Here is a 24755-nt window from a genome sequence, read left to right on the forward strand (position 1 = left end):
TGGCACACTGGCGGCATGAACCGTTCAGCCAAATCCGCCTTCGAGAGCTACAACGAGATCGCCACCATCCGCATTGAACTGGTGGACAGCGATCCCTTGATCTGGCGCGAGGTCGAGGTGCCGACCTCGATCACCCTCAAAGTCCTTCACGACGTCATCCAGGCCGTCATGGGATGGTTCGATTGCCATCTCTGGGAATTCACTATCGGCGAACGGCGATATGGATTGCCCCCGGACGAGGACTGGGGAACCGAACCGCGCTTTGAAGCCGCCAAGGTGCGGCTGCGAGACGTGGTGAGCTCCGGCAGCACCACCATCGACTATCTCTACGACTTCGGGGATTCGTGGGAACACCGTCTCACGGTGACCAATATCCGTCAGGGCGATCCCGACCGTTCCTGTCCGCGCTATGTCGGCGGCGAGCAAAACGCTCCCCCGGAAGACTGCGGTGGCCTCCCTGGATTCTACGAAATTCTCTCCGCTGTTGCGGATCCAGACCATCCCGACCACGCCGAAATGGTGGACTGGTTTGACGACTACGCCCCGGACACCTTTGACGACTTGCCCATCAAGTACACCCTCGGTCGCATCGCCAATCAGCGAAACGCCGTAAGGGTCCGCCTCGCCAAGAAGAAGGCGACGCCGTCACCGGACTGAGCCAAACCCAAAATCAGCGGCCTTCACCGGACGGATACGAATCAAGCTGCGATACCGCAACTGCCGCGAGTTGGTTGCCCCGCAAACGCATACCCGCTACTCTCTTCCAGAGTAGGCGCCCCGGCTGAAGTGTTCGGGCGCCATTGTTGATTCGTTCAAACGCTCGGAGTGTCTGGAATGCGGTCACGGGTGTACCGTGCCTAATCTATCGCCGAACCGCCCTCTGTCGCGCGGCGCTGGTATTCGCGCCTTCGAAGATCTGGGTAAGACACCGCCCAAGAGTGGCCCTATTGCGAGTCTCGCACTCCCAAACTATGGCCACCCGCCAACCGAGAGCTTCCAATTCGGCCATCTGCCTGGCATCTCTGCTCACGTTAAGCGCCAACTTGTTTTGCCAGAATGTTTCACGGGTTTTCGGCATCGTGGCCCTCTTGCACCCCGGATGTTGGTGCCAAAAGCAACCGTGAACGAACAGCGCAAGACGCCATTTGGGCAGAACCAAATCGGGTTTCCCAGGCAGGTCCGCGCGGTGAAGGCGGAAGCGGAAACCGGCGGCATAAAGCCATTTGCGCACGGCAAACTCCGACCGGGTATTCTTCCCTCTAATCCGCGCCATAAGCCTGCTGCGTTCAGCGGGGATGGGAGGGTCATGGATGGCGCTATCATCCATGGGGTTGCAGCCTCTTCGTCGCCTGATCGATCACTCATGATCTCACATGCTTGCACGGGCGCGCCATGAGTTTTATCGATCCAAAAAAGCTTGGAACTAAGCGCCCAAATCTGTTCTGGGAAATGGCGCTTCCGGATGTAGCGTGCAGAGATGCCCGCCCGAAAGGGGTGGATCTCTTCGCCGGAGCTGGAGGCTTTTCTTTAGGGGCACGTCTTGCGGGGATCGATATCGTCGCAGCCGTCGAGAAGGACAAGCATGCTTGCACCACCTACGAATGGAATCTGATCCATAGCGGCGTCGCCAATACCCGCCTTTTCTCCGAGGACATTCTCAAACTTGATCCGGGCAAGTTCATGTCCGAGGCGGGGCTAAAGCCGGGAGAATGCCAGGTGCTGTTGGGCGGCCCACCGTGCCAAGGCTTTTCGGCACACCGTCTAAACGGGTCCGGCATCGACGACCCGAGGAACAAGCTCCTCCTAAGATATTTTGAGTACGTCAGAGCACTGAGGCCCGCCTTTTTCATTGTGGAAAACGTTCCGGGGATGCTTTGGCCACGCCATAAGGCCTACGTCGAGGAATTTCGCCGGCTTGCGATCTAGGCCGAATACGAGCTCCCAGATGCGGTCACCCTCAACGCCCGGAACTATGGCGTTCCGCAAAATCGAAAGCGGGTTTTCCTCTTCGGTACAGACAAAAGGCGACGATCCCTTAACTGTACTTGGCCTCCACCTTACACACACCGCGACCCAGGCGAGCTGGATGGTCCCGACGCAACATGGCTGAAAGCATCTGCGGTGTTCGAAACGCCGCTGCCTGCGGATGACCCAAATGGGATCCACATGAACCATGGCGCGGACCTAATCAAACGATTCCAAGATACGCCGATAAATGGCGGGTCGCGGGCGCAATCCGGTCACCGCTTGAAATGTCATGCAGATCATGATGGGCATTCCGACGTTTACGGGCGGATCGATCCCTCGGCACCTGGACCAACAATGACGACGGCCTGCATAAATCCGTCAAAGGGTAGGTTCGTTCATCCGAACGAACCTCATGGGATCACGCTTCGTCAAGCGGCCAGATTTCAGACCTTCCCTGACGGGTTCATTTTCGCTGGCGGCTTGATGGCGGGTGGCACCCAGGTGGGAAACGCCGTTCCCGTCCAGATGGCCCAGGCGCTTCTTGAGCCGATCGTACATGCCTGGGAGCGCCAACAGGCAATGGGTGAGGAGGTGACCTCTTGACCTTGGAAGTTTCTTTCCAAACGCGAGCGAGAACGATCGACCATCTCGGACGCGGGCAGATCGCCGACAGTCCGACGGCAATCAGCGAGCTGTGGAAGAATGCCTACGACGCCTACGCGACAAGCGTTTCTCTCCACATTTTCGACGGTACTCCAGAAGTCGCGGCCATCTTCGACGACGGCTGCGGAATGGACGCGAGGGATTTCGTCGAACGTTGGCTGGTGATCGGAACCGAGTCCAAGATCGCCGACCCCGATCGCCCCCCACCCGAGACCTTTGGCCTTGAACCGCGCGAGCGTCAGGGCGAGAAAGGAATTGGCCGTCTGTCGGCCGCGTTTCTTTCGCCGGCGACGGTTGTCGTTTCACGCAAGCCCTCAGGGCCGTTTGCCGCCGTGATGGTCGATTGGCGCCTATTCGAAAATCCGTTCATCGCATTGGACGACGTTCGCCTCCCTGTCGAGGAATTTGAAGAGCCAGGTCAGCTCTACGGTCTTCTTCCTCGGATGGCCGAAGTCCTTCTCGCCAACCTTGGGCACGCTGGAAATGAACGCGGACAGCGGTTGGAACGCGGGTGGGACAAGTTCTCCGATCATGAATCTCGATCTGGTTTCCGAGCAACTACCGCTTCTCAAATTTCGGCGGCGTGGCAGGAGATGCCGCTTAATAGGCGCCATCTTGAGGAATGGCCGGCGTTCCTTGGCCTTGAAGGGCATGGAACAGCGCTATTCATGCTCAGCATTCATCATGAGTTGGCTGTTTGGGTCAGGCCGGAATCAGACGATGCTGAGGCCGAGATTGTTCAGGATCGTTTGCGCCAGACACTATTGGGATTCACCGATCCTTACGGTGAAGGCAGGCTGGAATTCGATTACGAGGTTCTCCTTCACCGAGGTGAACGAGTAAGCACGGTGCTTCGCGCGACCGATGTCTTTGGGTACGAGGAACTCAAGGAGCTTGAACATTATGTCAACGGCTCCTTCGATGAAAATGGCGTCTTCCGCGGACGTGTCGTCGTATCCGGTCGTGATTTAGGCATTAAGGAGTACGTTCCTCGGCGCCCTCCACCGAAGACTGGTCGGGATAAACTTGGCAAGTTTTCGTTCTGCATCGGTACTTATGAGAGGGATTTTGCCAGGACCACTCACACCGAACAGCAACATTCTCGGCTGGACACACAGGCCGATAAATACGGCGGGGTTGCAATTTACCGGGATGGCCTCCGAGTGATGCCTTACGGGCGCGCCAATGCCGATGTGTTCGAGATCGAAGAACGGCGTGGCCGTCATGCCGGACGCTATTTCTGGGCACATAAGCGGAGCTTCGGCCGAGTATCCATCACCCGGTCGGAGAATCCCAACCTTCGGGACAAAGCGGGTCGTGAAGGTTTGGTGGACAATAGGGCCTTTCGGGAACTTCGCATCCTGGTGATCGGTCTCTTGATCGATTTCGCCTACCGCTATTTCGGCACAGATTCGGATATCCGCGCTGAAATGATGCCCGAGATCATGAAGGCGAACGCTACGGCAAGAGATGCGGCGGCAAAGGCGAAGACACGCCGGAGACGGAATGTTCGCACCTTCCTGAAAGAGCTAATGCCGGACCTCCGGAGCGGTTTGGCCGAGGTTGAGGCGCTGGCTGCCGAAGCGAACGAAGTGAAGCGAACGAATGACCGGGAGCGCGCCACCGTGCTCGCTGCGCGCTTCCAAAGCCTGGCAGCGAAGAAGGAGGACCTGCGCCCCCCGCCAGCGCCAGCAAAGCTCGGCGATCTGGAAGACAAGTACCGGGAATACCGCGACGGATATCGGGAGTTCGTGGCCGGTCTGGACAATCTTGCAAAGGCCTCGGTCGACATCGAAGCCTCTGTCGGCAGTCTTGCCCCCAACGAAGCCGCAAAGCGGAGCTTCAGCAGTCACCAGTCCAGCCTCAGTGTCAAGGTCGAGAGTTACCTCAGAAAGATCGAGGGGAAGCTCGACGATCTCCGGACTATGTGGCGGAACAAGGCGGGCGAAGATCGAGGCGCATTCTACAAACTATGCCGGCCGCTTCTCGAAGATGAAGTCGATGCAGAAACTCTCATCCGCTTCCTGAATTTGATCGAGGCTCATCGGCGGGAACTCGAGGAGGAGTTCGCGGCCCGATATACCCCCATGCTCAGAGCACTTGATCAATTGGCCGAGGGGATTGACCTGGACGGCGCGCTCTCCGTGACCGAGGACGACAAATCAGATCTCGAGGAGAAGATCCGCGATCTGAACGCTGTCGCTCAAGTGGGTATCACCGTTGAGATTGTCGGCCATGAGCTGGAAACCCTCGACGCTGAGGTGCGCCGTAATCTGATGCGCCTGCCGGAGGGCATTCGGCAATCCTCGGCTTTTAAGCTTGCCTTCGAAGCGCATCATGCGCTGACGGAGAAGCTCCGCTTCCTCTCTCCTCTCAAGGTCGCTGGCTACCGCGCGAGGGAAAAGATTCGCGGCGAGGCCATAGCGGAGTATGTCGGCGAGTTTTTCCACCGTGCCTTCCGAGATAACAGGATCACCTTTGAGGCCACACCTGCATTCAGGTCCCTTCAGGTCGTTGATCTGCCCTCTCGTATCTTTCCGGTCTTTATAAACCTAGTGAACAACTCCGTTTACTGGGTCACACATGCCGTTGATCGGCGGATTACGTTGGATTTTGTCGATGGTTTGGTCGTCGTTGCCGATAGTGGCCGGGGAGTGGACCCCGATGACGTCGGACGATTGTTTGAGCTTTTCTTTACCCGGCGCGCCGGTGGCCGCGGCGTCGGCTTGTATCTTTGTAAGACCAACCTCGGGGTGGCCCACCATTCGATCCGCTATGCTTGCGAGAACGACCCCGCGGTACTACCGGGCGCAAACTTCATTATCGAATTCAGGGGACTGACGAACGATGCCTGAGCCGCTGAGCTACGAAGAGAAGGTCGTCAAGACGTTTCGCAAGACGGCTCTCCGTACCGTCCTCATGATCGACGACCAGTTCCCCACGTTTTCGGATTTGGCGCAAGCAGCGTGCAACATCGATGAAAAGGTGTGTGGGCTGGCGAATGTGGACAAGCGTTTCACCGAACGCCAGCGCGCCCGGCGACTGTACGAAATGTTCCGCAAACACGATATGCCGTGCGACATAGAGAACACCATCAACGATATCGAGACGAAGAGCGGCGTCGAACGCATCAGAAAAAGTGATCTTGTTGTCCTTGACTACAATCTTGACGGGTCAACGGATGATAATAGGAAATCTGTCGGCCTGATCATGCGTCTCGCTGAGACCAGCCATTTCAATACTGTTGTGTTGTACACGGGGGCGCCCGACCTCGAACAGGTGTGGTTCGACGTCGCCCTTTTTCTGAAGGGCGGCTGGAAGGAACCCGATGACTTGTTGAGCGCCGACGCGCTCGACCTGTGGGAGAAGCTCACGGACGAGGAGGCCGTGTTTCCCGAGGTCAGCAACGAACTCGTGAAACGCTATCTGCTGGGCGAGGTGCGTGCCCCTACCCCCGAGAAGGATCCGATTACTGCCGAGTTAAAAGTTCTTGGTGTGGACAAGAACCACGCCGACGCCTTTATCGAAGCCTTGGTCCATCGCGCTGTCCGGGAGCGCCTTGCCGACAGGGTCTCCGCTGCGTCCGAAACCACCCGCCCGATCGCCGGCCGAAGCCAGAATGAAAGTCCCCGATGGTTACAGGCCGGAAACTGCTTCATCGCCATCATGGGGAAGCAGGCCATTGGGGCTGATGGCCTGCCATATGAGAACGACGATATCATCGGGTATCTGGACGCAGCGCTGACCGATTGGCGACCGAACCTCCTTCAGTTGGTGATCTCGGAAATCCAGAACATGTTGGAGCTAGAATCGCTGGCGACCGACGAAATGCACCTGCTGAACCCCGAGATCCAAGCTGGGCTGTTCTATTATCTTCTGCAGCGCATCGAAGGGCTCCCGATCGCAGAGGATGGCGCTCCGTTCACCCCCGGAATTGAAGCGATCATCGATAGGCTGGTGGACAGCATTCGGCGGAAGATCTCTGCGAACGAACTGGTGGCCAGTGGAGCAGCTCGCCTGCTGGCTGCGGAACTCAGGGACAAGGGCTGGCCACCTGCCGCAGAGAACGATCGTGCCATCTTCGATTTCGCTTCCAAAATTGCCGGGCTGGAGACTTCCCCCGATGTGGGTGAGACAATTTTCAAACTGAATTCCTTCCTGAACACGGAAGATTTCGAGCGTGGGCACATCACGACGGGCACCATTATCCGGGTCGCCGAAAAAGGGCGTGAGGGCGATCACTGGATATGCCTTTCCCCGGCATGCGATATGGAGGATCGCGAGCCTTCCCCGAAGACCATCCAGTTTTGGATGAAGGATATCTTCCCAGTGCGCGTCTTTGTGATCGTACGCCTTGAAACAAAGATGGACCACATGAAGGTCCTAAAAAGAGCTACAGACGGGTTCACAATCTTTGTGGAGAATGCGGATGGAAAGCAGGCATTCTCTGTTTTCGTAGGTGGCTCGTCGCAACCATCGTACGAGTTCCTTTTCCCCGCAGAGGCGGGGCGTGTTATTCTGGACGATGCGGTTCCCTATCCCCAATTCAAGGCCTTTCGCTTGGGACGTCCTGCCACCCCTGAGAGGTTTTCTCAGGACGCCCTTACTGAAGTAACCTTCGAGGTTGTCGGTCAGGTGCGAGAACAGTACGCAAGCCGTTTTCTCCAAGTTGTCGGACAACACCTTTCTCGCATTGGCGTAGATTATATCAATGCGCCTAAGGGGTAGCCGATAGTGGTGTCGCTGCGCGATGGCCTGCGAAACCGTGCCCATGCGACTCGACATCCAGCGCCTTATTCGCGCGACCTTCGGCATTGAGTATTACGGACGTATTCAATTACAGCGCGGAGCGTGGGAACAAACCCAGCGGGACTGATCATGGCGTTGCCGTTATAGAGCGCACCGCTCTCACCGATGGTCCATGCCTGATCATCAATCCAGTCGGCAGAAGCGAACCGTTCAAGCGGCCCGAGATTGATGTCGCTTTTCCGAGGCGGGAGGATTTCGACTTCGAAGGGCGACGACTCGGCGCTGTGCGAGGGTTCCGGCTGCGGCGCCTGCAATTTGGCAAATCCCTGCCGCAAAGCTTGGATCTCAGCGCGCTGCGCTCGATTCTCGGCCAGCATCGCGTTGAGACGCGTGCGGATATCGAGGTCAGGAATGGACGCGATCGCTTCTTGCAGGGGCGTTAAGTGTTGGACGGGGCGATGATTGGTTGACGCGCCCCTTGCCAGCGCAAACGCTTCGATCAGGCGGCGGAAGTCCTCACCATTAGCGTTGCGAATGGTCTGGGTCTTGAGCACGTTCACGGCCTCGCACTCCCGGCCTACCGCGACTATGGTAAAGGCCTTCACTCCTCGGCTCGCCATCTGATTGAGGATTTGGACGAGCGCTCGCACTGTGCCGCGCCGCCGTTCGTTCGAACGAGCCAAGACCTCTTCCAGCACGTGTTCGAAGCCGTTGTCATTCATCCACGTCGTTCGCCTCACCGTTACCGAGATACCGAATCTCCTCAACGACAATATCGCGACGACCGGCAGGTGTCCGGATGGCGACCGTGTCGCCGACTTCCGCCTTAAGGAGCGCTCGAGCGATTGGTGAGACCCAGGAGACCTTACCCCGGTCCATGTTGGCCTCATCAACTCCGACGATTGTGACGGTCGTCTCGGCACCGTCTTCCTCGGAATAGGTGACGGTTGCGCCGAAGAACACTCGCGAGCGATTGGTCTGGCGGGCCGGGTCAACGATTTCGGATCGCTCGATGCGCTTGCGCAGAAACCTTACGCGCCTGTCAATCTCTCGAAGCCGCTTCTTACCATATAGGTAGTCACCGTTCTCCGATCGGTCCCCATTGCCAGCGGCCCATGAAACGATCTCCACGATACGAGGCCGCTCGACCCGCCAGAGATTGTCCAACTCATCAACGAGAGCACGGTACCCCGCCGGCGTAACGTAGTTCTTCGAACCGGGCGCTAGACCCGCGGATCCCTCGTCATCATCTTCATCATCGCGAATCTGCTTTCCCATAAGGCCCTCAACAACATGACTACCCAGCTCCGCAGTGGCTCACTCTACGGACGAAAATTCGGGGGCGCCAATTTGACGCCTCTCTGCTCCGGTAGCAAGGCGGCGTGCGATCGTCTGATCCAGGAACGCATCCAACTCCTGCCGCAATGCTTCGGGAAGAAGGCCGGTTTGATCGCAGATATCCTTGATCATGGCCTCGCCCTCCATCAGGCGTATGGTGTTTCGGCGCCCGACCCGCATATCCAGCCATTCGCTCATTCGGTTGCCCACATAGGCGGAAAGCTCGTCATCGAGGTCAAGGAACCTGACGTCCAAGCCATGTCGCATGAGGACGCGATCATAGCGGCGAGCTCGAAAGTTACTCGCGGCTTCGGTCAAATTGCCACGGGCTGCGAGGGACGGATAGGCCACGGCAGATCGGCAAATCCGATCGGCAAGGTCCCACTCCGTGCTTTCCTCCAGCGCAGCTTCGACCGTGACGATATCCCCCACAACCAGGGCCAGGCCGGTTTCCTGTGCCTCCATTCGCCGCTTCGCGATCCCCCTGATCTGCTGCTCCAGCATTAGCAAGTTCGCCATCTCAAGGGTCAATTGGTTTTGCCTGGCCTCGATTTCTTGGATCTGGTGGGTGAGGGCTTCCCATTCGCGATACCCTTGGAAAATTCGTTCTTCCTGCATAGCCGTTTGCCGTTCATCGTCCAGCGGGTGCAGTTTCTCCTCCAGGCGTTCCCGTTGACGCGTAAGGCCGGTCATTTCGTAGCTGCGCACATTGAATTCGGTCTGCACACCCTCAAGCCATGCCTCGCCCGAAATGAAATACCGGCACCCTGCACAATTGGCGCGCCCACCAGGCACCGGCGTCGGCCGGTCCTCTGAGCTTTTTGCGTTGAGAGACGGTCCTCCTTGATGGCACCGACTAGCTCCGACGGGGCAGATCCCAGCTATCAACGGTACAATGCTGCCGTTCGGGGCACCGTGGAAGGCCTGCAAGGCGGCGCCGCTGGCAGCATGAACCAGACTCTGCAACTCGCCAATTTCTTGGGCGCGAGCAGCTTCAATCCATTGCCTTTGGGCTGCGTCCCGAGATTTGCCATCAGCATCCATCATCACTTCCGCGATGTGCTCCTGGCTGTGCTTGATATAATACATGGTCATGACGACCGTCGCGTGACCGACAATCTTCATGATCACATCCGGGGCCACTTCACCGTGCTCAATGTAATGTGTAATCAACGTGACTCGAAGTGCGTGCAAATCATAGATGCTTGCGCAGGCATCGCCGCGGGCATTGCGATTGGCAACGAGCTTAACCGGCGCTCCATCCGGACCGACAATCCCAGCATCGCGAAGTCGGCGCTCCACCTCTTCGCAAAGTGCTAGCCAGAGTCCCTTAACCTTACCGTCACCGATCGGTTCTCCTCGACGCGCTGGGTCGGGAAAGGTTCGGTCGCGAAAAAGGAAGCAGTTCCGCATGCCGGTGAGCTGGGCGTCGTGCTTTCGGCCCTTAAATTCCTGCAGGTCGGTCCACTCAGTCGGCTTCGGAAGCGGATTGTATTTTGCCTGCCAATCTCGCAGGGCAATCAGTTCCTTCGCCAAATCGTCCGGCATCCACGGTGCCGTATAGCCCTTGTTCCACGATTCCTTGTTGATATCGGCTGTCTTATTGGTGGTGAATTTCATAGTCAGAAACGGTCGGATCCGGCCTTCGACGATCTGAACCACGCCTTTCTGGGTGGGGGCGCCCGGGCTTTTACGTCTTCCCCCCCGCGACAAGCTGAGCCTGTCTCCTCGCTCGGCACTCCGCAATGGCCCGTGGTTTTCCACCATTTTCATCAGGTCAAGATCGGGAATGAGCTCGTCCGCCTCGCCGGAATCGAGCACGCGAATCTGCATCGTTCGGGCTGGGAAACGCAATTTTGCGAACAGCGCTACCGCGCGGGCCGGCGCCCAAACATATTCTCGGTCGCCAGAGGTCGGATCTTCCCAGAGGAACCAGTCTGGGCCAGACTTGCCAACAGCCCCAGGCATGCCAAAGGTTCCTTTTGGCCATGACCAGTCATTTTCGGTCAAGGTTTCAATCATGATCTTGAGGATGTGAGGCGGAACCGCGTCGCGGCTACTTTCACCCAGGGACTTAAGGGGGTCGCCCTTCTTCGATATAGGATTCCTGATGCCGGGGCGAGGGCGCCGCTCACCCAATTGGGTCTCCTCGGAGAACCGCGAGGCAATCGCAAATTCAAAGAAATCAACGATCAGATTATAATGCGATATGGGCGTCTTGTTGAAAAGGTTTGCATCGTATGTTTTATGCGATAGAAGGTCTTCTGGATTCCGTGGAATGCCTTTGTTTTCAATGAGGTATTTGAAGAAATATCTCATTGCTTGGATTCTGTTGGCGACGGAGTTTCGAGACTCCTTAATATACTCTGTCGCAATCTCAACCCATTCTAAAAGATCTTCACCCTCATTTTTCACCCAACTGAATTCTGTATCACGCTGATATGTATGGCGCGGCCAATAATCCGTAGAACGATGGCGCAATGGGCCATGCGCGTCTCCCTGTGCAGCAGTAATCGCAACGCCCAAAGTTGAAAATCTACCTTGCCTGCTGAATGTCATCAGGTTCAGTACATCTGGTACAAAATCGCCGATAGCCTCAGAAAAACTGACTCGCACCAAAACATCTTCAAAATGCGCAAGCATTTGGGTCGCATACGGCTTTTTCTGCCCGAGCAACTTTAGGCATGCTCGGTCTACGGTATCGAGCGCCTTGGCGCCGGTAGCCCAATGAGCCCGGACGAATTCAGGGGCGCTCATGGGCATAACAAGAACGCCGGATCGCCAAAGTGCGAGCAAAAATTCTCTGATTCGCGCCTTATCATTTAAGTACCACGGCTTCGCCGCCTGCACCGATGCGGCCTTTTCCTCCCTACTCTTTCTGTTTGGCTGCCCCCAGTTCTCCCGGCCCGCCATAATAGCGTCGAGAGCCGCAACCGCGGTTTCGTGGGAAGGGCTGGCAAAGAATGGCGCGACAGAGGCGAGGAACACCGGCGATCGCGCGTTCGACTGCGAACGTGTCCATGACCTCTTGGTCGACAAAGCCGCCAACTCGTGGCCGAGGAGATCTTGGTTCCACCGGTTTTCCGGAAAGAGCAGGAATCGATCCTGATCGATGTTCACCGTAACGGTATTGCCGGTCAGATAGCTGACGATCTCCCGGTAATTTTCGTAATGCCAATGCCTGCCGCTCATTTCAACAGGCATCCCAATTCTAGCTGATGCCTGGTGTGTTTTTCTGCAGCCTCCATCTCTTCCGCAATTTCCCCCAGCAAGGGTCCTTTATAGGTTTCCTGGGACGCTGGCGTACGGTGCCCCATCGCCACCTGAAGCGCTTTCGAAGAGACGCCTCGCTTCGCCGCACGCGATCCATAGGCGTGCCGATGTCCATGGGGCGTCGTCCCAAGGCGTTTCGCAGGAATCAGGCCGATGCGGCGAACGGCAGCGGCATGGACCTTCTCGAAGCCAGCCCTGGTCATTGGATCGCCAGCGGGAGTGACAAAAAGGTACGGATGGCGCGAGACTTTTGGTCTGGACTGGATGTAGAGAAGATAGAGCGACCAAAAAACGCGGTCGGCAGCTGCGTCCGACCAGAACGTGCGCAGCGCGTTCCTGTGCGTCAACAACGGATTCTTGAAGCCGACCCGCCTGCGGCCTGTTGCCGCGGTCAACGGGGCGCGCCCGTAGACAAGCCGCAAGTATTCGTCGCGCCGGATCTGGCCTGTCGCGCCCGTCTTGGGATCGCGGTATTCAGCGTAGCCGTCACTTGGGTGATGGACCCAGGGGACGCAGCGAGTCGGATCGCTCGGATGAGGCTGCACATCCCCGATCCACATCTGCAATACCTCCGAAATCCTGCGTCCTCCAAAGTGCAGCAGTATCGTAATCAGTTGGTCGCGCAGGATGGTCCAGCGCAGATGTGGTGGCCTGGATGAGAAGCCGTCGCGGAGCAACGGCAGGATGGACTCTTCCGGGAACCGCTTGGTCTCGTTGGCCGGGTTTTCGTGATAAGCCGACTGCTTCCTCACCGTAATCTCGCGGGCAACTCGGGACTGCTCGTAAGCCCGACCTGCGGACCGCAAATGGGCGAACAGGCTGCTGTCCTTCCTCTTGGCCCATCCTCGCCAAAAAACGATCTGCTCCGAGAGCGACGCTTGCCGCTCCGGGTTCAGCGGACGAATGCCCCGACTTTCCGCCAGCCAATCGCCGAACGCTGTCACAGTCTGAAGAGACCGGCGCACTTCCGCTGCCGACTTGGGAAGCCAGAAGAGATCAGATGGGTCATCACCGTCCGGACCGACTGTTCCCATGACCAGAGCATCGACCCAATGCTGCATGAACAGCGTGCGGCGCTCGAGCGGCAGATAATCCCGCCATCGAGCATCCATGAACTCGATCAGAGACCCGATATGGCGTGCCTGCGATCGTTGGGCGCCGATGCCCAACCTGTGGCGGTAGTCCGACCACGTCGTCCAAGGAATCCCACCAGGGAGCAGGATGCTGACCACCGGCAGGCCGACAGCGTCCAAATGCTCTACCCGCCAATGCGCCCTGGACGATTCGATCAAGTTCATGGGCATACATTGAGGGAACTTTTGGGGAAGGCAAGCGCCAAGCCCCTACCTGCATCGCTCGACGGCGATCAACCGCTGTGCGTGGCAGGTTGAACGAGCTCGGTGATTTATCCCCAAAAGCGCCTCTTGGATAGAGCCCGGCAAAGGGATTTGGGATCGGCGAGTTTCGCCATTGTTAGATTGCTAGCGGGGGTGAAAACCATAGATGTAATCACCATTTTCCGAACGGTCGCCGTTGCCGGCCGCCCATGAAACCGTTTCCACCACCTTGGGGCGGTCGATCCGCACCAGCTGGTTCATCTCGTCACGCAGAGCCTGCAAGCCCTTGGGGGTGATGTAATTGGGCGAGCCCTTGGGAATCGGGCTGGCGCCTTCGGGCAGATCGTCGTCGTCGCCGTCGGATTCCTTGGTAAAAGCTTTACTCATGCGTCAGTTCTTCCAGCAGTCTTGTGCTTAACCGGCCGGGGTGGCCGTCGCCGATCAGGTGGTCGTCGATGGCCACCAGGGGGCGGACCGACAGCGCGTTGGTCAAAAAGACCTCGCGGGCCGATCGAAGGTCGCTCAGCGTCAGCGAACGTTCCTGCGCCACCATGCTGCGCAGCAATTCCGCCCGGCGTATTCCGGGCAGGGCGCCATCGGCCAGCGGCGGCGTCGCCAAGAGACCATCGCTGTCGACCATGAACAGGTTGGCGATGGTGGTTTCAGCGACGATGCCGTCGGTATTGAGCAGCAAGGCATCGTCGGCGCCGCGTTCTTGCGCTTCCATCCGCGCCAATACGGTGTCGAGAGAGCTCAGCGTCTTGCAGCGGGCCAGCGGCGAATGGGCGTTGCGGCGAACATGTTGCGACACCACCACCCGCGCCGGCGACAGTGGCGGCGGCGGCGGCCCGGCGGTGATCAGCACGGTGGGGGCGCAGGGGGCGGGCGGCAACAATCCGCGGGGACCGGGGCCGCGACTGACGGTCAGGCGCAAGGCGGCCTGACTGAGGTGATTGGCGTGCAGCACGGCGGCGACGGCATCGGCGAACCAGGCGTCGCCGGCTGGCAGGGGCAGGCGCAAGATGGCGGCGCCGTCGCGCAGGCGGCGCAAATGAGCATCCAGGCGCAGGGGGTGGCCGTGGCTGATCTTGATGGTTTCAAACAGGCCGTCGCCCAGGGTAAAGCCGCGATCGGCCGGCGACAGGGTGGCGTGTTCCTGCGGCAGCAGGCGGCCGTCAAGAAAGACGATCATGGCGCTTCTCCGGCCAGTGCCGCCAACAGCGGGGCGGCCTTGACCAAGGTTTCATCGTATTCCGCTCGTGGATCAGAATCGGCGGTGATGCCGCCGCCGGCATGGATGACGACGGTGTTATCGTGTCGGGCGGCGACGCGGATGGCCACCGCCAGATCCATGGCGCCGTCATCGCCGAACCAGCCATAGGCGCCGCAATAGGGGCCGCGCGGCGCGCTTTCCAGTTCGGCGATGATTTCCATGGCCCGCACCTTGGGCGCCCCGGTGACCGAACCGGGCGGGAAGCTGGCGCGCAGCAGGTCAATGGCGCCAAGGCCGGGGCGCAGCTGTCCGGTCACGACCGAGACCAGATGGTGCACGGCGGCATAGGTTTCCAGCGCCATGCGCTGTGGCGCGGCGATGCTGCCCAGGGCACAGACGCGCGAGAGGTCGTTGCGCATCAGGTCAAGGATCATCAGGTTCTCGGCCCGGTCCTTGACGCTGGCGACCAGTTCCGCCGCCAAGGCGGCATCACTGGCGGCGTCGCCGCCACGGGGGCGCGTGCCCTTGATCGGCCGACTTTCCACCCGGCCCTTGGCGTCCAAGGATACAAAGCGTTCCGGCGACACGCTGGCCAAGGCGCCGTGGCGGCCCGAGATAAAGGCGGAAAACGGCCCCGCCGCCCGTGCCCGCATGCGCCGGTACAAGCTGAAGGGCGACAGGCCCTGGGGCCAGGGGGCGGTGAAGCGTTGGGCCAGATTGACCTGAAAGACATCGCCGGCATGGATGTACGCGATCACCTGGGCAATGTCGGCTTCGTAACGCTCGCGGGGGAGGTCGGGCCGGGCTGTGCCGCCGATGTTCCATTCCAGCGGCGCGAGCGGCGGCGCCGCCAGCAGACGGTCGCGTAAATGATGGGCGGCCTTGTGCGCGCCGATCACCCAGGCCTTGCCCTGGCGGTGGTCGAAGGCGGCCACCGCGTTGAATTCCCCCAACCGGGCGGCGGCAAAGGCCGGTGTCGCCGGGGGCGGAGACGGCAGACGTTCGAGCTGGCGGTTAAGATCATAGGACAGCCAGCCGGCAACGCCGCTTTGGAATGGCGGCAGCCCCGCCACGGCTGGCCGGCGGCGCGCCGCAAGCCGGGCGGCAAGGGCGGCGAATGGGGCGTCGGCGTCCAAGATGTCGACCGGATCGGCGGCGATATAGGAATAGTGCGAACGGGGATCTCCCCCGGCGGCGCTGTCCAGCAGCACCGCCAAGGGGTCGTCGGCCAAGGGGGCAAAAACGGCGACCGGGTCGGTCACCGGCAGATCAAGGACGGTTGGCTGCACCGTCAGAACATGCTGGCGAGCACGCGGTCCGGCGGGTTGTGGCCATCGGCGAAGGTCTTGATGTTGATGATGACCTTCTCGCCCATGTCGATGCGGCTCTCGATGGTGGCGGAGCCCAGATGCGGCAACAGCACCACGTTGTCCAAGCCCAACAGCTTGGGGTTTACCGCCGGCTCGTGCTCGAACACGTCCAGGCCTGCGCCGGCCAGTTCGCCGCGGCCAAGCATGCGGGTCAGCGCGTTCTCATCGACGATTTCGCCGCGCGAGGTGTTGATGACATAGGAATGCGGCTGCAACAAAGCCAAGCGGCGGGCCGACAGCAGATGGAAGGTGGCCGGGGTGTGCGGGCAATGGATGGTGACCACGTCCATGCGGGCCAGCATCTGATCCAGGCTTTCCCAATAGGTGGCTTCCAGTTCCGCTTCCAACTCGGGATGCAGGCGCTTGCGGTTGTGGTAATGGATGGACATGCCGAAGGCCTTGGCCCGGCGGGCCACGGCCTGGCCGATGCGGCCCATGCCGATGACGCCCAGACGCTTGCCCCAGATGCGGTGACCCAGCATGTGGGTGGGGCTCCAGCCGTTCCACTTTTCCGACCGCAACAGGCGTTCGCCCTCGGCCAGCCGGCGCGGCACGGCCAAGATCAGCGCCATGGTCATGTCGGCGGTGTCTTCGGTCAGCACGCCCGGCGTGTTGGTGATGGTGATCGAACGCTGGCGGGCGGTGGCCAGGTCGATGTTATCGACGCCGGTGCCGAAATTGGCGATCAACTTCAGATTGGGGCCAGCCTGGGACAAGACGGCGGCGTCGATGCGATCGGTGATGGTCGGCACCAGGACATCGGCGGTCTTGACGGCTTCGATCAACTCGGCCTTGGACAGCGGCTTGTCTTCCAGATTAAGCCGGGTGTCGAACAGCTCCATCATTCGCGTCTCGATGACGTCGGGCAACTTACGGGTGACGACGACCACGGGCTTCTTTTGCGGCATTTTCCATTCTCCTCCCGGGACCCCAATTAGCTTCACGACCTAGCAAGACCTGACCGTCTTGTCCAGAGATGGTTTCATTCAGCCCCCGGTTTCCCCATTACCTTGACCGGGCGGGCGCATCCCCCCCTATAATGCCGTAAGGTCACGGTATCAAGGAGCGGGTTTTCGCATGCATCGGGTTCGGGGGGTCGGTTTGGCGTTGGCGCTGATGCTTTGGGGGCAGGTGCCGGCCTGGGCTGGCGAGACCAGCGGCTTGCCCTTGCCGCGCTTCGTGTCCTTACGTTCAGACGAGGTTAATCTGCGCACCGGTCCGGGCGTGCGCTATCCCATCGACTGGATTTATCTGCGCAAGGACTTGCCCGTCGAGGTGGTGGCCGAATTCGAGGCGTGGCGCAAAATCCGCGACTGGGAGGGGGCCGAAGGCTGGGTCCATCAATCCATGCTGACCGGTCGGCGGATGATGGTGGTGGTTGGCGGCGAACCGCACCTGCTGCGCGGCGCCGACGCCGATTCGGCCGAGGCGGTGGCCCAGGTGGGGCCGGGGGTTCTGGGGCGTCTGCTGCAATGCCCGCGCAATCGCGATTTCTGTCGTGTCGAGGTCGGACAGGCTCAAGGCTGGTTGCGCCGCGACCAGCTTTGGGGGGTCTATAAGGGCGAGTGGCTGGAATAACCCGGCAGCCAGCCCTTGGCGCGGAACCAGCGGGCCAGCAGCACGGTGACGCAAATGGCCAGCCATGACCCGGCCAGGGCGTCCGACAGCCAGTGCACGGTGGTCGCCACCCGGCTGAAGGCCACCAGCACGGCGACGGTCAGCCACAAGGCGGCATGGCGGGGGAAAATCACCATCAGCGCCGTCATGGCGGCGAAGGCGGCCTGAGAATGGCCTGACGGGAACGAATTCATCCCCCAATGGGTGTTGAAGGGCTCGAAGCCATAGAGGCCCTGTTCGAACCAATAGCGCGGCCGCATGCGGCCCAGGCTGATCTTGATGGCGTTGCTGGTCAGACCCGACACCGCCATGGTCAGGAACAAGAAGCCCGGCGCTGCCGCCCGCCGCCGCCAAAAGGCCCGTCGCTGCACCGAAGCCGCCCGCCAGCCGGCCAGCATCAAGCCCAGGAACAAAAGGCCGGCGGGGATCAGATAAAGCTGAGCCTCGCCCAGGCGGGTGACGGTTTTGAAAAAGCCCTCGATTTCGCCGCTGATGTGGGATTTGAAAAATCCCGCCACCGGCCGATCCAACGCCAACATGGCCAAAAGGCAAAAACCGACGACGTAGACGCTGCCCCACGTCAAGGGGCGGGCGCTGACCCGCGCCGCATGGGCGGACAGTCGCGCCCGCGCCGGGGCGGCGCTGCTCCAGCCGGCTTGGGCCGACATGATCAGGCCTTCCCAGGCCAGGGCCACCCGTTCCATCAAGGACAAGAAGCCGCGCTTCATGGGCTCTTGGCCCCAAGGATAGCCAAGCTGGCCCGCTTGCCGCGGGAATAGTTGAAGCCGTCCAAAATGGCGAAGGCTTCCACTTTCAGCCCGGTTGCGGCGACGCGGGCATCGAAAGCCGCTTGCTGGCGACTTTCCACCACCACCAGGGCGCCGGGATTGGCGATCAGATAATCGGCGGCGCCGGCGCCATCGGTGAATTTGGTTTTGCTTCCCAGCAGGAAGACCAGCGACGGTTCGGAATAGCCGGCGGCGGCCACCGGCACGTCAGAGCCGATACTGTCGACCACCTGCGCCGCCGACCGCGACAAGAACACCTTGTCCAAGCCGGGCAGGACGCCATTGAAGAGAGCCGGATAGGTGGCGGCCGCGGTCAGCGCCAGCACCAGACCGGCTTGGACCATGGCCCCGCGCAGGGCCAGAACCACCGGGGCGATGGTGGTCAGGACGATGAGCGCGGCCGAGAGCAGGCTGAGGGCGGAGAAGCCGTTGCCGAATTGCATCGGCAACACGATGGTGGCGGCGGCCAGAACCAAGCCGATGGCCGTCCACAGCACGTACCAGACTTTCGCCGCCTTATGGCGAAAAGCCTCCAATCCCTCGACCGTCAAGGCGCCGATCATCAACGCGACGGCGGGAAAGAGCGGCAAGACGTAATGGGGCAGCTTGGTCGGGATCAGCTCGAACATGATCCAGGCGGGGATGGCCCAGGCCAGCAAGAAACGAAAGGCCAATCGCTGGCGCTGCGCCCATAACCGGGTCAGGGCCGGAAACAGCAGGGAACCCGGCCAGAACAGCACCGCCGCCAGCAACAGATACAGGCCGGGGAAGCCGCCATGGCTTTCTTGCGCCCCCAGCAGCTTGGGCAGCAGGTCGCCCTTGACCGCCTCGCCGACGAACGCGCCGCCGGTGGCCTGCGAAATGGCGATGAACCACGGGGCCGCCACGGCGGCGGCGACCACGGTGCCCAGGACCGGCTTCATGGAATTAAGCCAACGCAGATTGCGGTCGCTGATGCCCAGGGCGGCGATGGTCAGCAGGCTGATCACCGGCACCACCGGTCCCTTGACCAGGATGGCGACGCCTTGGATCAGCCAGAACAGCAAGGCCGCGGTCAGACCGGGGCCGACGATATTGGCCGCCGCCGAGGATGCGCCAGAGGAACAGCCGCCGGTCGAACACGTACCGCCGGCGGACGCGCCGCCCGACGCCATGTCGCGGGCGCGGCCCAGGATATAAAAGCGGGCCAGGATGCCTTGGGTCGCCACTGTGCACAGCAGCAAAAGCGCATCGGTCTTGGCCTGATGAGCCTCGGAAATCAGAATCAGCGCCGACGCCAGCAATGTCGCGCCCAACAGCGCCGGGCGGGCGCCCAGCAAGGACTTGCCGAAGGTGAAGGTCAGCAGCACCGCCGCCCAGGCGGCCAGCACCGACGGCAGGCGATAAGGCCAGGTTTGGGTCGAAGCCGGATGCGACAGCGCCTCGACGCTGATCGCTTGCAGCCAATAGGCCCCCGCCGGCTTTTTCGCCCGCATTTCGTCTTGGAATTGGATGCGGATGTAATCACCGCTTTCCAGCATCTGCCGGGTCGCTTGCATGAAGCGCGATTCGTCGCGATCCATGGGCGGCAAGCTGGCCAGTCCGGGCAGCATGATCATCAGGCAGAACAGGGACAACAGCAGATAGGGGCGCAAGCCGCCGGTCAGTCGATCCACGGAGACACATCCTTGGGCAGGGGCAACAGCTCGGTGCTTCTTCTACACCAGAAGCGGACGCGAACCAACAAAACCGCCCAATTTGTTGATTATGTCGTCCGTCCGGAGCGGAGCGCGAGGCTCCAGCGGCCGGGCGGCGGAAACGAAAAAGCGCCCCGCGATAGAGCGGGGCGCCTTGCCGTGTCGGCGTGATCCGGTGCGATCCCTTAGCGGGTCGGCACCGGCTTTTCACCGGTGTAATCATAAAAACCGCGACCGGTCTTGCGGCCCAGCCAACCGGCTTCCACGTATTTCACCAGCAGCGGGCAGGGACGGTACTTGGTGTCGGCCAGGCCGTCATGCAGCACGTGCATGATCGCCAGACAGGTGTCCAAGCCGATGAAATCGGCCAGTTCCAGCGGACCCATGGGATGGTTGGCGCCCAGCTTCAAGGCGGTGTCGATGCTTTCGACGCTGCCGACGCCCTCGTACAGGGTATAGACGGCTTCGTTGATCATCGGCAGCAAGATGCGGTTGACGATGAAAGCGGGGAAATCCTCGGCCGAAACCGGCTTTTTGCCCAGCTTGACCACCATTTCACGCACGAGGCTGAAGGTTTCCTCGTCGGTGGCGATGCCCCGGATCAGTTCGACCAACTGCATCACCGGCACCGGGTTCATGAAGTGCATGCCCATGAACTTGCCCGGACGGTCGGTCGAGGCGCCCAGGCGGGTGATGGAAATGGACGAGGTGTTCGAGGCGATATAAGCCGACGGCTTGAGCACCGGGCACAGCAGGTTGAAGATCTTGCGCTTGATCGCTTCGTCTTCGGTGGCCGCTTCGATGACCAGATCGCTGTCGCCGAAATCGGCGTAAGCGGTGGTCGTCTTGATGCGCGACAAGGTGGCGGCCTTGTCTTCTTCCGACAGCTTGCCCTTTTGCACTTGGCGGGCCATGTTTTTCTCGATGGTCGCCAAGCCCTTTTTCAAGGCTTCGTCGGAAACGTCGAGCAAGATGACGTCGAAGCCCGCGGCTGCGGCAACGTGGGCGATGCCATTGCCCATTTGGCCTGCGCCGATGACACCGATTTTCTGAATGGCACTCATGGGATGCTCCATTACGCGTAAGGTGTTGGGCTACTCGAACGTCTCATAAGCAAACGGGGCGGGTGTTCCCCGCCCCGAAATCGCTTGGTCCGGCTTACTTCTTGTCCAGCGCGGCGGTAAGCTCGGGGATGGCCTTGAACAAATCGGCGACCAATCCGTAATCGGCGACCTGGAAGATGGGGGCTTCTTCGTCCTTGTTGATGGCGACGATGACCTTGGAATCCTTCATGCCGGCCAGATGCTGGATGGCGCCGGAAATGCCGACGGCGATGTAAAGGTCGGGGGCGACGATCTTGCCGGTCTGGCCGACTTGCAGATCGTTGGCGACAAAGCCGGCATCGACGGCGGCGCGGGATGCGCCGACGGCGGCGCCCAGCTTGTCGGCGACGGCTTCCAGCAGCGGGAAATTGTCACCCGATTGCATGCCGCGGCCGCCCGAAATGATGATGCGGGCGCTGGTCAGTTCCGGCCGTTCCGATTTCGACAATTCCTGGCCGACAAAGGCCGACAGGGCCGGATCGGTGGCGGCGGCGATGGTTTCGATGGTGGCGGCGCCGTCCAGGGCGGCGGCTTCGAAGCCGGTGGCGCGCACGGTGATCACCTTGATCGCGTCCTTGGATTGGACGGTGGCCAGGGCGTTGCCGGCATAGATCGGGCGGACGAAGGTGTCGGCGGCGACGACCGCGACGATTTCCGAGATCTGGGCCACGTCCAACAAAGCGGCGACGCGCGGCATCACGTTCTTGCCGATGGCGGTGGCCGGGGCCAGGATGTGGCCATAGCCGCCGGCCAGGCCGACGATCAGGGTGGCCAACGGCTCGGCCAGCGCATGGGCGTAAAGCGCCGCATCGGCGACCAGCACCTTGGCGATTCCGCTGATCTTGGCGGCGGCGGCGGCGACGGCGGCGCAGTTTTCACCGGCCACCAGCACATGGATGTCGGCGCCGATCTTTTGCGCGGCGGCGACGGTGTTCAAGGTGGCGGGCTTGAGCGCGCCGCCTTCATGTTCGGCGAGAACCAAAAGAGCCATGGTCAGATCACCTTCGCTTCGTTCTTCAGCTTGTCGACCAAGGTGGCGACGTCGGCCACCTTGATGCCGGCGGCGCGCTTGGCCGGCTCTTCCACCTTCAGCGTCATCAGGCGCGGCGCCGCATCCACCCCCAGCGTGGCCGGGCTGGTGGTGTCGATGGGCTTTTTCTTCGCCTTCATGATGTTGGGCAGGCTGGCATAGCGCGGCTCGTTCAAGCGCAAATCGCTGGTCACCACCGCCGGCAATTTCAGGCTCAGCGTTTCCAGGCCGCCGTCAACCTCACGCGTGACGGTCAGGGTGTCGCCCAGCACGATCTTGCTGGCAAAAGTGCCCTGCGACCAGCCCAGCAACGCCGCCAGCATCTGGCCGGTCTGGTTGCTGTCGTCGTCAATGGCCTGCTTGCCCAAGATCACCAGACCGGGGGCTTCGCTGTCGATCACCGCCTTCAGCAGCTTGGCCACCGCCAGCGGCTGAACCTCGTCGTCGGTCTGCACCAAGACGCCGCGATCGGCCCCCATGGCCAAGGCCGTGCGCAGGGTTTCCTGCGCTTGCGCCGGTCCGATGGACACCACCACGATCTCGCTGGCCTTACCGGCTTCCTTAAGGCGAACCGCCTCTTCCACCGCGATTTCGTCAAACGGATTCATGCTGAACTTGACGTTCGCCGTCTCGACGCCCGTCTGGTCTGCCTTGACCCGGATTTTGACGTTGTAATCAATGACGCGCTTGACGGCGACAAGGACTTTCATGGTTTTGACGATCCCTCGATTGACCGCTCGCTGCCTAAATAGGTATTGCGTAGCGTATTTCAGTGTTGCATTGCACCATATGACGTGCGGGTATGGATGTCAACGTCACCGGCTTGACAGATAATGTTACCGATTTGCGCCCGGAATCCACAAGACATCCGCGCCGCCTTTTTCGTTGAGCCAGCGGGCCATGACGAACAGATGGTCGGACAGGCGGTTGATATAGGCGATGGCCTGTTCGCTGATTTGTTCCTCGCCGGCCAGGGTGCAGATATGGCGTTCGGCCCGGCGGGCGATGGTGCGGCCCAGATGCAGATAAGCCGAAGCGGCCGAGCCGCCGGGCAGGATGAAGGAATTGAGCGGCGCCAGTTCCGCGTTCATGGCGTCGATTTCCGCTTCCAGCCGCGCGACCTGGGCCGCGATGATCCGCAAGGCGGAGCCGGGGGCTTCGGCCGTGGTGGCCGGGGTGCACAGATCGGCCCCCAGATCGAACAGATCGTTTTGGATGCGGCCCAGCATGGCGTCGGCCTCGCCCGTACAATGCAGCCGGGCCAGGCCGATCGTCGCATTGGCTTCGTCCACGGTGCCGTAGGCTTCGACGCGGATTGATTGCTTGGGCACGCGGGCGCCGTTGCCCAGCGACGTCTCGCCCTTGTCGCCGCCTTTGGTGTAGATGCGGGTCAGCCGGACCATGGGGGTTCCTTCCGTATCCAGGGGGGTGGGATTTATGCCATGATTGCCGCCATCATGCGAGCCTTCCCCTGGGGACGAATCGCACTATAATCCGCCGCGACGCTATTTCGGATCAAGCTCATGCGCCTTTCTCCCACGCTCAGCGGCTATATCGGTCGCCAGTTCCTGCTGGCCTTCGCCTCGGTTCTGGCGGTCATCCTTGGCGTGGTCTTCTTGTTCGATGTCATCGAACTGATCCGCCGCGCCGCCGGACGGGGCGATCTGGGGGTGGCCAACCTGCTGTTGATGGCGGTGTTGAAATTGCCGCAAATGCTGCACACGGTGTTGCCCTTTGCCGTGCTGATCGGCGCGATGACGGCGTTCTGGCGGTTGACCCGGACGCATGAATTGGTGGTTGCCCGCTCGGCCGGCATCTCGGCTTGGCAGTTCCTCACCCCGGTGCTGGTGCTGGTGGCGGGGATGGGCGTGATCGAGCTGACCGCCTTCAACCCGCTGGCGGCAGCCATGTACGGCCGCTTCCAGAAGATGGAGGACGAGATTTTGCTGGGCAAGACCAGCTCTCTTGACGTCTCCGAGGTTGGCCTGTGGCTGCGCGAAGGCGATGCCGACCGTCAGATCGTGCTGCACGCCGATCAGGTTCAGCAACAGGCGTTGACCCTGAATTTGCGCGGCGTGCATGTCTTCATCCTCGACAGCAACGAACACTTCACCCGCCGGCTGTCGGCGCGGACCGGCACACTGGCCGATGGCTCGCTGGAATTGGGCGATGTATGGGAAATGGAGGGGGGCAAGGCGTCCGTCCACCACGCGGCGATGACGGTGCGGACCGAGTTGACGCTGGAACGGGTGCACGACAATTTCGCCTCGCCCGAGACCATGAGTTTCTGGCAATTGCCGGCTTTCATCACTTTTTTCGAGAAGGCCGGCTTTGCCGCCACCAAGCATCGCATGCACTTTCAGTCGCTGTTGGCTTCACCGCTGCTTTATTGCGCCATGGTGTTGGTGGCGGCGGTGTTCTCGCTGCGCCCCAATATGCGCGCGGGCGGCTTGCTGATGCGGGTTGGCGGCGGCGTCGCCGCCGGGTTTGGCATTTATTTCTTCAACAAGATCATCTATGCCTTCGGCCTGTCGGCGACCTTGCCGCAAGGGTTGGCGGCGTGGAGCCCGGCCTTGGTCGCCGGGTTGATCGGGGTTTCGGGTCTGCTGCATCTGGAAGACGGCTGAGGT

At 60.8% G+C, this 24755-nt stretch carries 19 protein-coding genes and 2 pseudogenes; 6 read left to right on the plus strand and 15 right to left on the minus strand.

Going from position 1 to position 24755, the window contains the following annotated elements; all coding sequences use genetic code 11:
• The first annotated feature begins 15 nt into the window (after positions 1-15).
• The gene (locus KEC16_RS08775; RefSeq protein WP_211547934.1) at positions 16-657 is read left to right on the plus strand and encodes a plasmid pRiA4b ORF-3 family protein; all 642 of its coding nucleotides are present in this window, start codon (positions 16-18) and stop codon (positions 655-657) included.
• Between the two features lie 205 nt (positions 658-862).
• Here the strand turns inward: KEC16_RS08775 and KEC16_RS08780 are convergent, their stop codons facing one another.
• Positions 863-1327: a very short patch repair endonuclease gene (locus KEC16_RS08780; protein ID WP_211547936.1), complete on the minus strand. Its 465-nt coding sequence runs from the start codon at positions 1325-1327 to the stop codon at positions 863-865.
• Positions 1328-1449: 122 nt separating this feature from the next.
• Here KEC16_RS08780 and KEC16_RS19785 point away from each other — a divergent pair.
• The 3 genes and pseudogenes from KEC16_RS19785 (at position 1450) to KEC16_RS08800 (ending at position 7359) form a co-directional block, all read left to right on the plus strand.
• Positions 1450-2571 (plus strand): annotated as a pseudogene (locus tag KEC16_RS19785) (DNA cytosine methyltransferase).
• The gene (locus tag KEC16_RS08795) at positions 2568-5486 is read left to right on the plus strand and encodes an ATP-binding protein (RefSeq protein ID WP_211547939.1); all 2919 of its coding nucleotides are present in this window, start codon (positions 2568-2570) and stop codon (positions 5484-5486) included. Before KEC16_RS19785 ends, KEC16_RS08795 begins: the two are co-directional and overlap by 4 nt.
• Positions 5479-7359: a response regulator receiver domain gene (locus KEC16_RS08800; protein ID WP_211547941.1), complete on the plus strand. Its 1881-nt coding sequence runs from the start codon at positions 5479-5481 to the stop codon at positions 7357-7359. Before KEC16_RS08795 ends, KEC16_RS08800 begins: the two co-directional genes overlap by 8 nt.
• 65 nt (positions 7360-7424) lie before the next feature.
• Here KEC16_RS08800 and gmtX read toward each other — a convergent pair whose 3' ends face one another.
• The 8 genes and pseudogenes from gmtX to KEC16_RS08840 form a co-directional block, all read right to left on the minus strand.
• A complete protein-coding gene (gene gmtX / locus KEC16_RS08805; protein WP_211547943.1) occupies positions 7425-8102 on the minus strand; it encodes a gamma-mobile-trio protein GmtX in 678 nt (225 codons plus the stop codon).
• Positions 8095-8658 carry a transcription elongation factor GreB gene (gene greB, locus KEC16_RS08810; protein WP_211547945.1) on the minus strand — a complete coding sequence of 188 codons (564 nt, stop codon included), beginning with the start codon at positions 8656-8658 and terminating at the stop codon, positions 8095-8097. The genes gmtX and greB overlap by 8 nt, the downstream gene beginning before the upstream one ends.
• A 39-nt stretch (positions 8659-8697) precedes the next feature.
• A complete protein-coding gene (locus KEC16_RS08815) occupies positions 8698-11910 on the minus strand; it encodes a VPA1269 family protein (protein ID WP_211547947.1) in 3213 nt (1070 codons plus the stop codon).
• On the minus strand, positions 11907-13289 hold the full coding sequence (gmtY, locus tag KEC16_RS08820) for a gamma-mobile-trio recombinase GmtY (RefSeq protein ID WP_211547949.1): 1383 nt from the start codon (positions 13287-13289) through the stop codon (positions 11907-11909). Before gmtY ends, KEC16_RS08815 begins: the two co-directional genes overlap by 4 nt.
• A 198-nt stretch (positions 13290-13487) precedes the next feature.
• Positions 13488-13715 (minus strand): annotated as a pseudogene (locus KEC16_RS08825) (transcription elongation factor GreB); the annotation flags it as partial.
• Positions 13708-14520: an aminotransferase class IV gene (locus KEC16_RS08830; protein WP_211547953.1), complete on the minus strand. Its 813-nt coding sequence runs from the start codon at positions 14518-14520 to the stop codon at positions 13708-13710. The gene KEC16_RS08830 and the pseudogene KEC16_RS08825, both read right to left, overlap by 8 nt.
• The gene (gene pabB / locus KEC16_RS08835) at positions 14517-15830 is read right to left on the minus strand and encodes an aminodeoxychorismate synthase component I (protein WP_211547955.1); all 1314 of its coding nucleotides are present in this window, start codon (positions 15828-15830) and stop codon (positions 14517-14519) included. Before pabB ends, KEC16_RS08830 begins: the two co-directional genes overlap by 4 nt.
• A gap of 2 nt (positions 15831-15832) precedes the next feature.
• Positions 15833-16819, minus strand: a complete 987-nt coding sequence (locus tag KEC16_RS08840; protein WP_211547957.1) for a 2-hydroxyacid dehydrogenase — start codon at positions 16817-16819, stop codon at positions 15833-15835.
• A gap of 169 nt (positions 16820-16988) precedes the next feature.
• On the opposite strand from KEC16_RS08840, the gene KEC16_RS08845 reads away from it, so the two are divergent.
• A complete protein-coding gene (locus KEC16_RS08845) occupies positions 16989-17489 on the plus strand; it encodes an SH3 domain-containing protein (protein WP_211547959.1) in 501 nt (166 codons plus the stop codon).
• On the opposite strand, the gene KEC16_RS08850 is transcribed toward KEC16_RS08845, so the two are convergent.
• From KEC16_RS08850 to KEC16_RS08875, 6 genes are all read right to left on the minus strand, one after another.
• On the minus strand, positions 17465-18256 hold the full coding sequence (locus KEC16_RS08850) for a phosphatase PAP2 family protein (RefSeq protein WP_211547961.1): 792 nt from the start codon (positions 18254-18256) through the stop codon (positions 17465-17467). The two genes, KEC16_RS08845 and KEC16_RS08850, sit on opposite strands and share 25 nt — an antisense overlap.
• Entirely contained in the window at positions 18253-19971 is a 1719-nt protein-coding gene (locus KEC16_RS08855; RefSeq protein WP_211547963.1) for an ArnT family glycosyltransferase, read from the minus strand. The genes KEC16_RS08850 and KEC16_RS08855 overlap by 4 nt, the downstream gene beginning before the upstream one ends.
• A 206-nt stretch (positions 19972-20177) precedes the next feature.
• The gene (locus KEC16_RS08860; RefSeq protein ID WP_211547965.1) at positions 20178-21056 is read right to left on the minus strand and encodes a 3-hydroxybutyryl-CoA dehydrogenase; all 879 of its coding nucleotides are present in this window, start codon (positions 21054-21056) and stop codon (positions 20178-20180) included.
• A gap of 94 nt (positions 21057-21150) precedes the next feature.
• Positions 21151-22086 carry an electron transfer flavoprotein subunit alpha/FixB family protein gene (locus KEC16_RS08865; protein WP_211547967.1) on the minus strand — a complete coding sequence of 312 codons (936 nt, stop codon included), beginning with the start codon at positions 22084-22086 and terminating at the stop codon, positions 21151-21153.
• A 2-nt stretch (positions 22087-22088) separates the two neighbouring features.
• Positions 22089-22835, minus strand: coding sequence for an electron transfer flavoprotein subunit beta/FixA family protein (locus tag KEC16_RS08870; protein ID WP_211547969.1), 747 nt, complete (start codon positions 22833-22835; stop codon positions 22089-22091).
• 126 nt (positions 22836-22961) lie between these two features.
• Complete coding sequence (locus tag KEC16_RS08875; protein WP_211547971.1) at positions 22962-23528, minus strand: cob(I)yrinic acid a,c-diamide adenosyltransferase; 567 nt, start codon at positions 23526-23528, stop codon at positions 22962-22964.
• Between the two features lie 120 nt (positions 23529-23648).
• Between KEC16_RS08875 and lptG the strand changes: the two genes are divergently transcribed.
• Positions 23649-24752: an LPS export ABC transporter permease LptG gene (lptG, locus tag KEC16_RS08880; protein WP_211547973.1), complete on the plus strand. Its 1104-nt coding sequence runs from the start codon at positions 23649-23651 to the stop codon at positions 24750-24752.
• Positions 24753-24755 lie beyond the last annotated feature (3 nt).

The sequence above is a fragment of the Magnetospirillum sulfuroxidans genome (genome assembly GCF_018224925.1).
GTDB classification, from domain to species: Bacteria; Pseudomonadota; Alphaproteobacteria; order Rhodospirillales; family Magnetospirillaceae; genus Magnetospirillum; species Magnetospirillum sulfuroxidans.

What these genes read in the sequence shown, in the direction of transcription:
- gmtX (WP_211547943.1), bottom strand. Translation starts at nt 8,102, where the DNA reads ATGAATGACAACGGCTTCGAACACGTGCTGGAAGAGGTCTTGGCTCGT.
- KEC16_RS08780 (WP_211547936.1), bottom strand. Translation starts at nt 1,327, where the DNA reads ATGGATGATAGCGCCATCCATGACCCTCCCATCCCCGCTGAACGCAGC.
- KEC16_RS08830 (WP_211547953.1), bottom strand. Translation starts at nt 14,520, where the DNA reads ATGATCGTCTTTCTTGACGGCCGCCTGCTGCCGCAGGAACACGCCACC.
- greB (WP_211547945.1), bottom strand. Translation starts at nt 8,658, where the DNA reads ATGGGAAAGCAGATTCGCGATGATGAAGATGATGACGAGGGATCCGCG.
- gmtY (WP_211547949.1), bottom strand. Translation starts at nt 13,289, where the DNA reads ATGAACTTGATCGAATCGTCCAGGGCGCATTGGCGGGTAGAGCATTTG.
- KEC16_RS08865 (WP_211547967.1), bottom strand. Translation starts at nt 22,086, where the DNA reads ATGGCTCTTTTGGTTCTCGCCGAACATGAAGGCGGCGCGCTCAAGCCC.
- KEC16_RS08850 (WP_211547961.1), bottom strand. Translation starts at nt 18,256, where the DNA reads ATGAAGCGCGGCTTCTTGTCCTTGATGGAACGGGTGGCCCTGGCCTGG.
- KEC16_RS08870 (WP_211547969.1), bottom strand. Translation starts at nt 22,835, where the DNA reads ATGAAAGTCCTTGTCGCCGTCAAGCGCGTCATTGATTACAACGTCAAA.
- lptG (WP_211547973.1), top strand. Translation starts at nt 23,649, where the DNA reads ATGCGCCTTTCTCCCACGCTCAGCGGCTATATCGGTCGCCAGTTCCTG.
- KEC16_RS08860 (WP_211547965.1), bottom strand. Translation starts at nt 21,056, where the DNA reads ATGAGTGCCATTCAGAAAATCGGTGTCATCGGCGCAGGCCAAATGGGC.
- KEC16_RS08775 (WP_211547934.1), top strand. Translation starts at nt 16, where the DNA reads ATGAACCGTTCAGCCAAATCCGCCTTCGAGAGCTACAACGAGATCGCC.
- KEC16_RS08845 (WP_211547959.1), top strand. Translation starts at nt 16,989, where the DNA reads ATGCATCGGGTTCGGGGGGTCGGTTTGGCGTTGGCGCTGATGCTTTGG.
- KEC16_RS08815 (WP_211547947.1), bottom strand. Translation starts at nt 11,910, where the DNA reads ATGAGCGGCAGGCATTGGCATTACGAAAATTACCGGGAGATCGTCAGC.
- KEC16_RS08840 (WP_211547957.1), bottom strand. Translation starts at nt 16,819, where the DNA reads ATGCCGCAAAAGAAGCCCGTGGTCGTCGTCACCCGTAAGTTGCCCGAC.
- KEC16_RS08800 (WP_211547941.1), top strand. Translation starts at nt 5,479, where the DNA reads ATGCCTGAGCCGCTGAGCTACGAAGAGAAGGTCGTCAAGACGTTTCGC.
- KEC16_RS08875 (WP_211547971.1), bottom strand. Translation starts at nt 23,528, where the DNA reads ATGGTCCGGCTGACCCGCATCTACACCAAAGGCGGCGACAAGGGCGAG.